This window comes from Winogradskyella litorisediminis (genome assembly GCF_042675765.1).
GTDB classification, from domain to species: domain Bacteria; phylum Bacteroidota; class Bacteroidia; order Flavobacteriales; family Flavobacteriaceae; genus Winogradskyella; species Winogradskyella litorisediminis.
In genome coordinates this window covers 1-14,767 of record NZ_JBHTJL010000016.1, presented here as the reverse complement: position 1 = coordinate 14,767, position 14,767 = coordinate 1, and the positions used below count along the sequence as shown (strand labels likewise).

The 14,767-nt window shown below is 33.8% G+C and carries 12 protein-coding genes and 2 tRNA genes; 3 read left to right on the top strand and 11 right to left on the bottom strand.

The window, feature by feature from the left end; all coding sequences use genetic code 11:
* Positions 1-60: 60 nt before the first annotated feature.
* On the top strand, positions 61-1,344 hold the full coding sequence (locus tag ACFQ1Q_RS11160) for a UDP-N-acetylmuramoyl-tripeptide--D-alanyl-D-alanine ligase (protein WP_386131336.1): 1,284 nt from the start codon (positions 61-63) through the stop codon (positions 1,342-1,344).
* Positions 1,345-1,533: 189 nt separating this feature from the next.
* On the opposite strand, the gene ACFQ1Q_RS11155 is transcribed toward ACFQ1Q_RS11160, so the two are convergent.
* Positions 1,534-1,608: transfer RNA gene (locus ACFQ1Q_RS11155), tRNA-Val, on the bottom strand.
* 106 nt (positions 1,609-1,714) lie between these two features.
* Between ACFQ1Q_RS11155 and ACFQ1Q_RS11150 the strand changes: the two genes are divergently transcribed.
* Positions 1,715-2,386 carry a DUF2461 domain-containing protein gene (locus ACFQ1Q_RS11150; RefSeq protein WP_386131333.1) on the top strand — a complete coding sequence of 224 codons (672 nt, stop codon included), beginning with the start codon at positions 1,715-1,717 and terminating at the stop codon, positions 2,384-2,386.
* A 67-nt stretch (positions 2,387-2,453) separates the two neighbouring features.
* On the opposite strand, the gene ACFQ1Q_RS11145 is transcribed toward ACFQ1Q_RS11150, so the two are convergent.
* The 9 genes from ACFQ1Q_RS11145 to ACFQ1Q_RS11105 form a co-directional block, all read right to left on the bottom strand.
* Positions 2,454-2,528, bottom strand: a tRNA-Val gene (locus ACFQ1Q_RS11145).
* Positions 2,529-2,589: 61 nt separating this feature from the next.
* Positions 2,590-3,807, bottom strand: a complete 1,218-nt coding sequence (locus tag ACFQ1Q_RS11140; protein WP_386131330.1) for a bifunctional folylpolyglutamate synthase/dihydrofolate synthase — start codon at positions 3,805-3,807, stop codon at positions 2,590-2,592.
* A complete protein-coding gene (locus tag ACFQ1Q_RS11135; protein WP_386131328.1) occupies positions 3,808-4,656 on the bottom strand; it encodes an energy transducer TonB in 849 nt (282 codons plus the stop codon).
* A gap of 44 nt (positions 4,657-4,700) precedes the next feature.
* Positions 4,701-5,906, bottom strand: a complete 1,206-nt coding sequence (gene tolA, locus ACFQ1Q_RS11130; protein ID WP_386131325.1) for a cell envelope integrity protein TolA — start codon at positions 5,904-5,906, stop codon at positions 4,701-4,703.
* A gap of 21 nt (positions 5,907-5,927) precedes the next feature.
* Positions 5,928-6,320 (bottom strand): ExbD/TolR family protein, encoded by a 393-nt coding sequence (locus tag ACFQ1Q_RS11125; protein ID WP_386131322.1) that lies wholly within the window; start codon positions 6,318-6,320, stop codon positions 5,928-5,930.
* A 1-nt stretch (position 6,321) separates the two neighbouring features.
* Positions 6,322-7,011, bottom strand: coding sequence for a MotA/TolQ/ExbB proton channel family protein (locus tag ACFQ1Q_RS11120; protein WP_386131320.1), 690 nt, complete (start codon positions 7,009-7,011; stop codon positions 6,322-6,324).
* Positions 7,012-7,067: 56 nt separating this feature from the next.
* Positions 7,068-8,465 carry a sodium:proton antiporter NhaD gene (nhaD, locus tag ACFQ1Q_RS11115; RefSeq protein ID WP_386131317.1) on the bottom strand — a complete coding sequence of 466 codons (1,398 nt, stop codon included), beginning with the start codon at positions 8,463-8,465 and terminating at the stop codon, positions 7,068-7,070.
* 4 nt (positions 8,466-8,469) lie between these two features.
* Positions 8,470-9,696, bottom strand: coding sequence for a Glu/Leu/Phe/Val dehydrogenase dimerization domain-containing protein (locus ACFQ1Q_RS11110; protein ID WP_386132672.1), 1,227 nt, complete (start codon positions 9,694-9,696; stop codon positions 8,470-8,472).
* A gap of 69 nt (positions 9,697-9,765) precedes the next feature.
* The gene (locus tag ACFQ1Q_RS11105) at positions 9,766-10,833 is read right to left on the bottom strand and encodes an anhydro-N-acetylmuramic acid kinase (RefSeq protein WP_386131314.1); all 1,068 of its coding nucleotides are present in this window, start codon (positions 10,831-10,833) and stop codon (positions 9,766-9,768) included.
* 92 nt (positions 10,834-10,925) lie between these two features.
* Here ACFQ1Q_RS11105 and ACFQ1Q_RS11100 point away from each other — a divergent pair, with 92 nt between their 5' ends.
* Positions 10,926-12,068, top strand: coding sequence for an acyl-CoA dehydrogenase (locus tag ACFQ1Q_RS11100; protein WP_386131311.1), 1,143 nt, complete (start codon positions 10,926-10,928; stop codon positions 12,066-12,068).
* 54 nt (positions 12,069-12,122) lie between these two features.
* Here the strand turns inward: ACFQ1Q_RS11100 and ACFQ1Q_RS11095 are convergent, their stop codons facing one another.
* Positions 12,123-14,567: a helix-turn-helix domain-containing protein gene (locus ACFQ1Q_RS11095; RefSeq protein ID WP_386131309.1), complete on the bottom strand. Its 2,445-nt coding sequence runs from the start codon at positions 14,565-14,567 to the stop codon at positions 12,123-12,125.
* Between the last annotated feature and the right edge of the window lie 200 nt (positions 14,568-14,767).

The following is a 14,767-nucleotide window of genomic DNA, read 5'->3' as shown; positions in this document are numbered from 1 at the left end:
AGTTTTAATTTATATAATTTAAAGTCCTAACATTTGTTAGGACTTTTTTATTTTTATAAGATGAATATAAAAGCGCTTTACGAGATATTTTTAGAATATAAATCTGTTTGCACAGATACTCGAAAAATTAAAAAAGGAGATATTTATTTTGCATTAAAAGGAGATAATTTTGATGGCAATACATTTGCGCATCAGGCTCTAGAAGATGGCGCAAATTATTGTGTTATTGACAATGAATCAATAGCCGATGAATCTGAAAAATTTATTCTGGTAAAAGACGCTTTAGCAACATTACAGCAATTAGCTAATTATTATAGAAAAACTTTCAAATTTCCAATCATCGCACTTACAGGAAGCAATGGCAAAACCACGACTAAAGAATTAATAAATAGTGTTTTGTCATCAGAATATAAAGTACGAGCAACCAAAGGCAATTTAAATAATCATATTGGAGTACCACTTACACTACTTAGTTTTGAAACTGATTTAGATTTTGGAATAGTTGAAATGGGTGCAAATCATCAAAAAGAAATTGAATTTTTGTGTAGCATTGCAGAACCAGATTATGGATTAATCACCAATTTTGGAAAAGCCCATTTAGAGGGTTTTGGAGGTGTTGAAGGTGTAATAAAGGGCAAGTCTGAGTTATATGAGTTTATTAAAACAAATAACAAAACAGCCTTTATAAATACAGATGATGCAACACAATTAAAACAAATTAATGACTATAGAAATGTTTCGACCTTTGGAAGCAAGGCAAAAAATGATGCTTACATAGAGTTTAAATCTGCAAATCCTTTTGTTAATGTCATCTATAAAAATTTAGAAATTAAAAGCCAACTTATAGGAAGTTACAACTTCTCTAACATTGCTGTCGCCATAGCAATAGGTCAATATTTTAATTTAAAGTTGTCATCAATAAAATCTACAATTGAAAGCTATAAACCAAACAATAATCGGTCTGAAATTAAACAAATTGGCAGTAACAAAGTTATTTTAGACGCTTACAACGCCAACCCAACAAGTATGCTTGCTGCTCTTTCTAATTTTAAAAATCTAAAAGAAGTTAACAAGTATTTATTTTTAGGAGATATGTTTGAATTAGGAAAAACGGCTAATGAAGAACATCAAGCAATAGTCAATTTTGCACAACATAACTTTGGTGAAAATATCTATTTTATTGGAGAAAACTTTTTTAAAACTAAAACAAATACATCTTCATTAAAATATAAAACGTTTGAAAATTTAAAAAAACATCTTGAAATCACGAAAATTGAAAATGCTTGTATACTTATCAAAGGTTCACGTGGTATGGCTTTAGAAAGGATTTTAGAAATTCTTTAAACTCAGATTTTAATAATTTTTCTTTTGGATAATTATGTTTATTCAAAATAGAAAAACCGATGCTAAAGATAGAAAATATAAAATTTCAGTTTATTTTAATTTAAGCCTTAAAAAATTGAAATTCAAATCTATTCGTTATAATTTATAAATGCAAAAATCTGAACTAATGTTCAGATTTTCTACTACTAGTGGGTCATACTGGATTCGAACCAGTGACTTCTACCCTGTCAAGGTAACACTCTGAACCAACTGAGTTAATGACCCTAATTTGTAATTGTAAATGTAACACAATTGAATAAAATTTGAAGATAAAATTAACAAAACTCTATATTAAGTTTTTTAACTTCAAAATGTTCAAAAAACGAAATACATGGTTCAAAAAGATTACATATTTAGATTTCTCAGAGACTTAAGAAATAACAACTCGAAAGAGTGGATGAACGAAAATCGAGAACGTTACCATACCATGAAAAAAAGATGGTTAGAAGAAATTGAATTAATACTTGAAAGATTCTCTAAGCATGATGATTTTTTTGCAGGTGTTAATCCTAAAAAAACATTAAGTCGTATCAATAACAACAGAAGATTTCATCCTAATAAACCTGTTTACAAAGACCATATTACTTGTTCTCCTGCAGGCAGAAAGCGTTATGACCATTCGACATTTTTTATATCCATAGGTCCTAATAACTCTTTTATTGGTGGTGGCATCTATCACCCATCAAAAGAAAATTTAGATAAAATAAGAGATGCTATTGATTATGAAGGTGTAACACTTCAAAAAATTCTCAACACAAATTCTTTTAAATCGTTTTATGGCGGTTTAAATGAGTACGAGGATAAATTAGTAACATCACCACAAGGATACAATAGCGACCATAAATTTATAAACTTAATAAACCACAAAAGCTATACAGCAACTATAGAATTGACCGAAGACCAAGTGGTTTCAGATAACTTTGTAGATTTAGTTGAAGAAGCCTATCTAAAATTTAAGCCGTTAGATGAATTTTTAGTAAAAGCTATATCTTTTGAAAACTAATTGAAGAATCTTAAGTACCAAGCAAAAAAAAAGTCCATTCAAAAATTTGAATGGACTTTTAATGTTGTGGGCGCGAAGGGATTCGAACCCCTGACCCCTTGGGTGTAAACCAAGTGCTCTGAACCAACTGAGCTACGCGCCCGATAATTGGATTGCAAATATATACTAGTTTTTAATATCTCAAAAGAATTTCAATAAAAAATTTATAAAATTTCTGCAACAACAAATGTGCTACCTCCAACATATATTACATCGTTATTTTTAGCCATATTTTTTGCATCACTTAATGCTTGATTTACTGAAGAGTATACTTTATGATCAAGTTTATTCTTATCAAATTTTGCTGCAAGAATTTCGGCTTCTAATCCTCTTGGGATATCTGGTTTAGCAAGATAATATTTAGCATTTTTTGGAAGTATAGGCATAATCTCATCCAAATTTTTATCCTTTACTACTCCAAAAACAATATGTAATTGTTTATATGCTTCATTAGACAGCTGCTGCATCGTAATAGATAGACCTTCTTTATTGTGCGCTGTATCGCAAATAATTTTTGGGAACTCGCTTAGAACTTGCCACCTTCCTAATAAACTGGTATTTCTGACAACATTTAATAAACCCTGAGATATATGTTTATTTGAAATTTTAAATTTGCTTTCCTTCAAAACATCAACAGCTTTTAATACGGTTTTAATATTATGTTCTTGATATAAACCTTTTAAGTCACTTTCTAATGGTTTAATATCTGATGTGTCTGCAAAATAAATTGAGACACTTTGCTCCTCTGCTTTGGCTTTAAAAACTGGCTTGGTTTCTATATGCGTCTCGCCAATTACAACTGGCGTGTTTGGTTTGATTATACCAGCTTTTTCAAAAGCAATTTTTGCGTGTGTATCTCCAAGAAATTGAGTATGGTCTAGACCAATATTAGTAATTACAGACAACTCTGGCCTAATAATATTTGTAGAATCTAGTCGTCCTCCAAGACCAACTTCAATAATTGCTACATCTACTTTTGATTTGGCAAAATAATCAAAAGCGAGACCGACAGTCATCTCAAAAAAAGAAAGCGTATGCTTTTCTAAAAACAACTTATGCTTTTTTACAAAGCCCATTACAAATTGTTTCGAAATTTCTTTCCCATTAATTTTAATGCGCTCGCGGTAATCTTTTAAATGGGGTGAGGTATACAGGCCTACTTTATAATCTGCTTCTTGAAGTATTGATGCCAACATATGGCTACATGATCCTTTACCATTAGTGCCACCAACATGTATGCTTTTGAATTTTTTATGTGGGTTTTTAAGATGATTTGCCAGTAAAATGGTATTAGACAAATCTTTTTTATAAGCCGATTTTCCTTGCTTTTGGTACATCGGCAATTGGTTGAATAACCAATTTACAGTGTCTTGGTAATTCATTTAATTACTAACATCAAAATTGATACTTACAAAGCCCACTTGTTTTGAAGGCGCATTAGAATCTGCAGGCCATTTATGAGACAAAGCTATTTTTTTTGCAGGCTCTAATAAGCAAGGATGCGTGTTTGTTGAACCTTTTGCACCGGCAGTAGCAGAAACAACTCTACCACTTCTATCGACTTCAATTCTTACAATGACTAAACCATACTCGTTACAATCTTGCTTAAAAATTTTCTTGCTTGGTCTGCCTCTTCCACTTAATCCATATCCTACTCCACCTTTTCCTGGACCTGGACCTCCAAAATAGCTTGGCGCATAAGGATTTCCATCTAATTGTCCTTTATTTCCCGATTTACCATCTGGACCTTCTCCACCTTCATCGTTTCCCTTTGAATTTTTTACACCGCCAATAAGATTGTCAAGTTTTTTTCGTTTTTCAGCATCTTCTTTTTTCTTTTTTTCTTTGGCTTCTCTTTTTAATCGGGCTGTGCGTTCGGCATCAGCTTTTGCTTTGGCTTCTAAAGCTTTTTTCTTTTTTATAGCAATGGCTTCTTCAGATTCTTGTGTAATCACTTCTTCTGATTTGGCCTCAACTTTCTGAGGTTCTGCTTTTTCTGGTTGAGATTCTTGTGCTTCTGCTTTTTTAGGGATATCGGCTTGCTTTGGTTTACTTAACGGTTTATTTCCGCTACCAAAATCATTTGTTCCAAAATTTACCGCAACTCCATATTCTTCTGGTGGGTCTAAGTATTTATGGCCAACTACGAAAAAAAGCAATAGCATAATCAATACAATTAGCGTGGTGACTTTAGCTGAATTCTTTTCGTGTTTTGTTTTTAAATACTTCATTTATAGCATTTTTAAATTTTAAAACGGATGCTACAATTAATCTTTTATTTCTCCGCTTTAAAACGAACTGATGTCGAATAAGGTGCCGTTGTTGGTTGTCCTTGTTGCATCGCTGGCTTTATTTTTGGCAACAAATTTATCACTCGTTGTGTTTCCTGCTCGAGTTTTGGGTGTGCTGCTTTAGCTCTTATATCAATAATCTGACCAGTTTTACTAATCTTAAAATAAATTTTAATTGTTTGGTCAGAAGAAAAGCCTAAAGTTGCCGCTAATTCTTTGTCGAAATTTCGTCCGAAGAACGAACTAATTTTCTGATTCATACAAACTTTTCGGTCTACGTTATTTTTGCCCTCACAACCTGGATAAATTGGGCCTTGTTGGCTCAACTTGAAACCACTATTATCACTGCCGCCACTTTTATTTTTTTCGGCTGCTGCCGCAGCTGCTGCTTTTCTATCGGCTTCTGCTTTTGATGCTTTTGCCGCTGCTGCCATATCTGCACGCTCTTTAGCTTCTCTTGCAGCTTTGGCTTTTGCTAGACGCTCTCGCTCTGCTTTCGCTGCAGCTTCGCGTTCGGCTTTTTCTCTGGCTGCTTTGGCTTTCGCTATTCGGTCTGCTTCTGCCTTACGAGCTCTGTCTCTTTCAGCTTCAGCTTCTTGTTCTTTTTTTGCTTTGGCATCTGCGATGCGTTTGGCTTCAATTTTTTCTTTTCGTTCTTTTTCTAAACGCTCAGCTTCAGCCTTTTCTTTAGCTTCTTTTATTCGTAACGCTTCTTCCTCTTGTTGTGCTAATAATTCTTCCGCAGCTTTTTGTTTAGCCGCTTCTTCTCTGGCTTCTTCTTGTTTCGCAGCTTCAAGTTTTGCAGCTTCAGCTTTAGCTGCCTCTTCCGTTGCTTTTTGTTCTGCTTGCTCTTGCTCAAATTGTTCTTGAGCTTCGGCTTCAGAATTGTCTTCAACTTCTTCTTCAGGAACTTCTTCTGCAACATCATCAATTTCTTCATCTTCAACTTGTTGTTTTGGAGAAACTTCTTTTTCAATATCTTCAGTATTAGAATCTGATTTTGTAGGATTATCAAAAGCTTTAGAATCGCTGATTTCGCTTGGTTCTCCAAAATTTATAGCCACACCATATTCATCAGGAATTTCCTTGTAAGGCGCACCAACCACAAATAATAACAAACCTATAATCAAGATAATTAATCCTGTTATTTTGGCTGAATTACGCTCATGCTTGGTTTCGAGGTATTTCATTTTGGTGGTTTTGAGTTACGGCTAATTCGATTTTACCGCAAGTGTCGATTTTATCTTATTTCTGTTGGCAATATCCATGATAAAAACCACATGTTTTAAGTCTACATCTTGGTCTGAACGAATAGTTATTGTTGGAGAATCTGTCGTACCTACTTTATCTAAAACTGCAGTTTCTAACTGGTCTTTTGGTACTTGTTCTAAATCTACAAAATATTGTAAATCTTTATTGACGCTTACTGATACGTTTTTAGTTTGTGTGGTTTTACTGGTTGAATTTGGCAATAACAAATCAATAGCTTCTGCCGAAACCAATGTGGACGCAATCATAAAAAATATCAGTAACAAGAATACAATATCTGTCATCGATGACATATTGAATTCTGGTGTAACTTTATTTCTTCCTCTTAAATTCATATTAGCTAGGCTCGTTTAAAAGGTCTAAAAACTCTAAAGAATTTGCTTCCATTTGGTAAACAACTTTATTTGTTTTTACCACCAAATGATTGTAAGCAACATAAGCCACAATACCAACAATAAGACCACCAACAGTAGTAGTCATTGCCGTATACAATCCGTCTGCTAGTGTTTTAATATCTATTGATCCACCAGAATTGGCAATTTCAAAAATGGATAAAATCATACCAATTACAGTCCCGAGGAAACCAATCATTGGCGCCGCACCAGAAATGGTCGCTAAAACACTCACATTTTTTTCTAATCCGTAAATTTCTAAACGACCAGCATTTTCTATGGCCATATTAATATCTTCGAGCGGTTTTCCTATTCTCGAAATTCCTTTACTAATCAATCTTGAAACAGGTGAATTTGCCGTTGCACAAAGGTTTTGCGCTGAATCTATTTTACCGTCACTGACGTAATCTCTAATTTGATTCATAAAATTTGAATCGACTTTAGAAGCTTCTTTTATAGCAAAAATACGTTCGAAATAAATGTAAACGGCCGCTATAAATAAAATGAAAAGAATAGCAATAATGATGATTCCTGCTGTTCCTCCAGTAGTTATCAACTCTATAATTGATAATGTTTTTTCAACCGATTCGCCTTCTACTAAAGGCTCTGTTTCTTGAAAAATTGTGTTTAACATAAAAGATGATTTGGTTTTTGTTTAGTTATAACGGTAAAAATTAAATTAACGTGTGTTTAAAATAAAGTTCTTGTAACCATAAAGGCAGCAGCACCAGCAACAAAGCCAATTAAAGCCAACCAAGATATTTTTTTTAGATACCAGAAAAAGTCAATTTTTTCCATACCCATCGCTACAACTCCAGCAGCAGAACCGATGATAAGCATACTTCCACCTGTACCAGCAGAATAAGCTATAAAGTGCCATAGTTGATTATCTAATGGCTCAGAGAACATACCTAAACTTGCTGCAACAAGCGGCACATTATCAATAACCGCAGAACCTACACCGAGCAGCATAACTACTAAATCTGATACAACTGTACCATTGGGTTCTGTGCCAATAAGTCCTACGCTTGTTTTTAAACTGTCAGCAAAATTGAATAGAATTCCAAGAGATTCTAAAGCAGCAACCGCCATTAAAATTCCTAGGAAAAATAAAATACTTGGCATTTCTATTCTAGAGAGTGAGCTATGTACTGGACTGTGAGAATGCTGTCCTAAAGAGTCTTCATTATCTGCTCCTGCTTGTGTCATTGTAAAACGCGAACTCGTATAAATTTCCGCAAAAACAGCTACGACCCCAAGTGCTAACATCATACCAACATAAGGTGGTAAATGCGTTACCACTTTAAAAAATGGTACAGAAACGATAGCTCCCAAGCCTAAAAATAACATTGGAGAACTGAATCTGTGTTTTGGTTTTCCATCGTCTGGTTGTAATTCTAAAGTTCCTTTAAATGGTTTTAAAAATGAAGCAATAAATGTTGGTACGACCATACATAATACTGATGGAACAAATAAGTATAGGAATAATTTTCCTGTAGAAACTTTATCGCCAATCCATAACATTGTCGTCGTTACATCACCGATTGGAGACCATGCACCACCAGCGTTTGCTGCAATAATAATAAGACCAGCATACCAAATACGAACATCTCTATCTTTAACAATTTTCTGTAAGATTGAAATTAAAACAATAGTTGCCGTTAGGTTGTCAATAATCGCAGACAATACAAAAGCTAAACCAGAAAATAACCACAATAATTTTTTACGACTGTTGAAGTTTACTGCCGATTTTATAGTCGAAAATCCATCAAAATAGTCAATGATTTCAACAATAGTCATTGCACCTAGTAGAAACACTAGAATCTCAGCCGTTTTGCCAAGATGATGCAATAATGTTTCTTCCATCATATGCATTTTTTCGTCGTGACTTAGCAATCCAAAATTTTCCATTAATGCATGCTTAGCAGTATCGAACCATTGCGGAAAAGCATCAATACCTAACGAAATTAAAGCCCAACTTATAGCCATCATCACCAAAGCAGGAATGAGCTTATCAATTTTTATAGTATGCTCTAACGTTATGGCCAAATAGCCGATTACAAATACAAGAATTATAATAGTTTCCATAGAATTATATTAATTGTTTTAGTGCAATCTCAAAAGCAGATGCACTGATTTTAGTTTTAGTATTATTTATTGAATATATATTTTGAAGGGCTTTTTTAATAATCTCTGACGTATCTTCGAAAATAGCATCGTCTGTCATTTGCACTTTACGTTCCATAAAATATGCAAAAACTCTTGCCATTCCGCAGTTTGAAATAAAATCTGGAATTAAACTTACCTTTTCATCGGTATGCTCCATTATTGGTCCGAAGAAAATTTCCTTATCCGCAAAAGGCACGTTAGCTCCACAGGATATAACTTCTAAACCAGTATTAATTAATTGGTCTATTTGATTTTGTGTGATTAATCGAGAAGCTGCGCAAGGCGCAAAAACTTCGGCTTTTAAAGACCAGACACGTTTGTTCATTTCTTCAAACGGAATGAGGTTTTCGTTTCCTAAAGTATTTCCGTTTTTAGATAAATACATATCACGAACTTCTTCAAAAGAAAAACCGTTTTCATTAATCAATCCGCCAACACGGTCAATGATACCAACTACTTTTGCACCCATTTGTGCTAGATAAAAAGCTGCTGCGGCACCAACATTACCAAAACCTTGTACTATGGCTCGTTTACCAGCGATACTTTCGTTATGTATATCGTAAAAATGTTTTGTGGCAACTGCAACACCGTAACCGGTAATCATATCAGCAACAGTGTATTTTTTTGAAACGTCTGGAGAATACTGTGGATTTTCAATCACTTTAATAACACCATGACGCAACTGCCCTATTCGGTTGATTTTATCTGCAGCTGTTGGTTTAAAATGACCTTCGAAAACACCTTCTTGCGGATGCCAAACGCCACTATCTTCAGTAATAGGAATAACCTCGTGAATTTCGTCAACGTTTAAGTCGCCACCGGTACCGTAATAGCTTTTCAATAAAGGCGAAACGGCCGCATACCAACGTTCTAAAACGCCTTTTTTTCGTGGGTCGTTTGGGTTAAAATTTATTCCCGATTTTGCACCTCCAATAGCCGGACCAGATACGGTGAATTTTACTTCCATTGTTTTTGCTAAGGATAACACTTCATTCATATCTAATCCTTCACGCATGCGCGTTCCGCCGCCTGCGGCACCACCGCGTAATGAGTTGATGACTGTCCAACCTTCAGCTTCGGTCTCAGGGTCATTCCAATGAAAAACAATTTCAGGAGATTTATTTTCGTATGTATTGAGTAAATCTTTAATTAAAGACATTGATTAGTTTTAGTGGTAACAAATATAAAAAACTCTATTCGCCATTTTGTAAATTATATATTAATTTCTGGGGTGAAATATAACACCTGATGAATGGTCTTTATAAGCTCCGGTTACACTTTTTAAACAGTTGACTTCATTACGAGATTTTAAAACACCTAGCAAACCAAAAATTAGGGCTTCTTTAAATTCTATTATTTCGTTGGAAGGAATGATGATTTTAGACTTTGAGAGTGCTTTAATTCTTTCAATTAAAAAAAAATTATAAGCACCGCCACCCGTGACGATTGCTGAAGATTTTTCAACATTTAAAAATTTTGAAATTTGAAAAGCTACATGTTCAATAACTGTTCTTAAAATGTCTTTGATTTCAAGATTAAAGGAATCAATTTTTGGAAAAACTGAATCTTCAACCCATTCGAATCCGAGAGATTTTGGTGGTTTTTGGTTGTAAAATTTCAAACCATTCAATTCATCTAAAAGCGAAGTTTTTATTGTTCCGCTTGATGCGATTTTGCCTTTATCATCATACTTGAAGCCTAAATTTGAAACGTAATGATTCAATACAATATTTACTGGACAAATATCGAATGCAATGCGTTCTTCATTTTCTTCAAACGAAATATTTGCAAAACCTCCAAGATTAATACAATAATCGTATTCTGAAAACAATAGCTTATCGCCAATAGGCACTAATGGTGCACCTTGTCCACCAAATTCAACATCTTGAACTCTAAAGTCACAAATTAATTTTTGTTGAATTATATCGGCAACAATTTGTTGATTTCCTATTTGATAGGTAAAACCTTCAGCAGGATTATGAAGTGCTGTGTGCCCATGAGAAGCTACGAAATCTAAATTTTCGATTTTGTTTTTTTGTATAAATTCTAAAATTCTTTCGGCTAGGTATAACGAATATTCATCATCTAATTGATTTAATTCACCCTTTGAAAACTTTGTTAATTGCTTTAATTTTTTATTCCATTTTTCAGAATAAGAAACGGTTTCAAATTTTAAAATTTGAAACTTCCACTTTGAATTACAACTAAATTTCGCATATAAAATATCGATTCCGTCAAGAGACGTGCCGGACATAACAGAAACAACATTATAGCTTTTCGTTAACATATATGTAAAATTAATATTATCCATTGAAAATAACACAACAAACCACTATCTTTGCATGGAATTTTTAAGAAATCAACAATAATACTTTTTATATGGACTTTAGCTTAACAGAAGAACATTTAATGATACGCGACGCCGCTCGCGATTTTGCACAAACGGAATTACTTCCTGGTGTTATAGAACGTGATGATAAACAGACGTTTCCGCAAGAATTAGTTCGCAAAATGGGCGAACTTGGTTTCATGGGAATCATGGTTGACCCAAAATACGGCGGAAGCGGAATGGATACTATTTCTTATGTTTTAATTATGGAAGAATTATCTAAAATTGACGCTTCTGCTTCGGTTATGGTTTCTGTAAATAACTCATTAGTTTGTTACGGTCTTGAAGCTTATGGAACAGAGGAGCAAAAACAAAAATACTTAACAAAATTAGCGACCGGTGAGCAAATTGGCGCATTCTGTTTGAGTGAACCAGAAGCTGGTAGTGATGCTACTTCTCAAGCGACTACAGCGATTGACAAGGGTGACCACTATGTAATTAACGGTACAAAAAATTGGATTACAAACGGAGGACGTTCTGACGTTTATTTAGTCATTGCGCAAACCGACAGAGAAAAAGGGCATCGAGGAATCAACGCTTTTATTGTTGAAAAAGGTATGGAAGGTTTTGACATTGGACCAAAAGAAGATAAACTGGGTATCCGAGGAAGTGATACACATACGTTGCAGTTTAACGATGTAAAAGTGCCAAAAGAAAATAGAATAGGTGAGGATGGATTTGGATTTAAATTTGCCATGAAAACATTATCTGGTGGACGAATTGGTATCGCTGCACAAGCGTTAGGAATTGCTTCTGGAGCTTATGAACTAGCTTTAAAATATTCTAAGGAACGTAAAGCTTTTGGTACAGAAATTTGCAACCACCAAGCTATTGCTTTTAAATTGGCTGATATGTACACTGAAATTGAAGCTGCTCGCATGCTAGTAATGAAAGCTGCCTGGGACAAAGACCAAGGAAATAACTACGATATGGCAAGTGCAATGGCGAAGCTTTATGCCAGTAAAGTAGCTATGGAGCAAACGGTTGAAGCGGTCCAAATTCACGGTGGAAACGGTTTTGTAAAAGAATATCACGTAGAGCGTTTAATGCGTGATGCAAAGATTACTCAGATTTATGAAGGTACTTCTGAAATTCAGAAAATTGTAATTTCAAGAGGTGTTATTAAAGGATAATTTATTCTGAAAATTATATATCAAAAAAAGCTTCAAAATTATTTGAAGCTTTTTTTATTGGTTTGAAAGCTCATTAACAACCAATCTAAGTTCTCCATAGGAATATTTATCATCTATTTGATGTTTTAGGTCAGAAAGGTTTTCGAATTTATGTTTGGGAATTAGTTCGAGTAATTCATTGTAATGTTTTTTTGAAATTAAATCCAATGTTTTTACTTCTCCTGTCGGAATGAAACTTGCTAAGTGTCCAAAGATTGTATTTACATTCAATTCGCGTTCTAAAGCTATTTGCTCAGGTGATTTACCAGATTTAAATAATTCTAGAGACAAACGTTTTGTATCTCCTTTTTGACGTTTTGGTTTTTCTTGATGAAAGATTTCAACTTCTCGTGAGGTTAAGATATCGTTTTCATCACAGTACTCACGGATTATTCTTAAAATATCACTGCCGTACTTTTCAACTCGCGTTTTACCAAAACCGTGAACTTCTAATAATTGGTTTTTATTGGTTGGTAAAGTTTCACACATTTCATAAAGAGCTTTTTGCGAAAATATTTGATAGTGAATTAGGTCTTTTTCTCTGGCGATCTCATTTCGGAGTTCTCTAAGCAATTCGAATAGCTCCACATTTATGGTTCCGTCGATGACAGTTTTTCGAGCTTTTTTAGGTTTTTCTTTCTGAAGAAATACAGCTTTTGCTCGTGCTTCTAAAAATATTGAAACATCAAAACCAGTTTTCAATTTTGAAAAGAATAGTGTTTTGGCTGAAATTAATTCTTCAATTGTATCTAAATGCTTTACTAAATCTTTTTCAATGGTTTTATTATCGGTTGTAAAACCTAATTTTTTGAATGACTCTGTAATTCCTGAATTTGAGTGTTCTGAGAAGTAAGAAATTGCTTTTTTGAAACGCTCCTGAATGTCTCTATTTTCCTCAGGTGTTTTATCAGGAACGGAAATAGACTTCAGTTGAGCTTTAAAAGCATTTGCTACTTTTAGAAAATTTGTAACGCTATCTTTAATTGTCAATAGCGACTGCTCTATATTTCCTTCGATACTGCCTCTATTTTTGTAATAGATATCTAAACTTCGGCTTATTGGATATAGAAATTTGAAGTAATCAAAAATTTCAGCAATTAGATTATGTTGAAACTCTGATTTGGATCTCAAAAGTTCTTTTTCATCTGGTTGATTATTTTCAGCATTTTTAGTGAAAGAAAGAACACTACTATCTGTTATGATTTGGTTAGAATCAATTTTACTTTTTAGAACTAAACCCTCTAAACTTTTACATCGACTGAGAGCTACATAGGTTTGTCCATGCGCAAAAGCCGCTTGTGCATCTATAATGGCTTTCTCAAAAGTTAATCCTTGACTTTTATGTATCGTAATTGACCAAGCTAAGCGTAATGGCATCTGAGTATAGGATCCAATTTTATTTTCTTTTATGGTCTTTGTTTCTTTATCTAGGGTGTAATTGATGTTTTCCCACTCCTCTGGAGTAACGGTAATATTGTAATCATCACCTGGACATTTAACGATAATTTCGTCTTTATCTAAAAGAATGACTTTACCTATTTTTCCGTTGAAGTAGCGTTTATCAGGTGAGCTATCATTCTTTACAAACATAACCTGTGCTCCTACTTTGAGAACTAGTTCTTCTTTATTGGGATATGAAAACTCTGGAAACTTCCCTTGTATTTTTGCTTTATAGATTTTCGATATTCCTTTTAGCTTTTCTAATTCTGTATTGTTAGTTTTCTCTGCTCTATTGTTGTGTGTCGTTAATGAAATATAGCCTTCATTCTCTATTGGAGTAAAATTAGGCTTGAATCTTTTGTTTAATTCATCTGCAGAAGATTGACTGAGTGTATTTGTTCTAACCTCATTTAAAATATCTATGAACTTAGGATTATCCTGTCTATAGATATGCTTGAGCTCAACTGTGATTGGGTTAGATTGTTTATATGAAATACTACTAAAGAAAAAAACATTGTTGTAATGTTCCTTAAGAATATACCATTCGTTTTCTTTGACAACTGGAGAAAGTTGTTGTAAATCTCCAATCATTAAAACTTGAACACCACCAAAGACTTTAGTTTTATCTCTAAATCGTCGTAGTGTTTTATCAATTCCATCAAGCAGGTCGCCTCTAACCATACTGATCTCATCAATAATAAGTAAGTCAAGTGACCTTAAAATATTAATTTTTGTTTTACTAAACTTTCTATTGAATCCTGAAGTATTTATTTCCTCAGTGGGAATTATAGGTCCAAATGGTAATTGAAAAAAAGAATGTATGGTAACACCTTTAGCATTAATAGCCGCGACACCAGTTGGGGCAACAATGACACATCGCTTTAGTGACTCCTTTTTTAATTTATGAAGAAAAGTGGTTTTACCAGTTCCTGCCTTACCGGTAAGAAAGATATTACGTATAGTATTATTAACGAAGTTCCAGGCTAATTCTAATTCAATATTTTTTTTAATAATATTCATTAGACAAACTTAATAGATATAATCTAAAAAAAATTAAGGCTTTAAAAAATAGTTGTTATGTTAGATTATTGAATAAAAAATCCCCAACAGTTATCTGTTGAGGATTTGTAAATACTGAAGGTATAGTCAGTACAAAAAAGGCGGCGACCTACTCTCCCACGAGTGCAGTACCATCGGCGCAAACGGGCTTAACTTCTCTG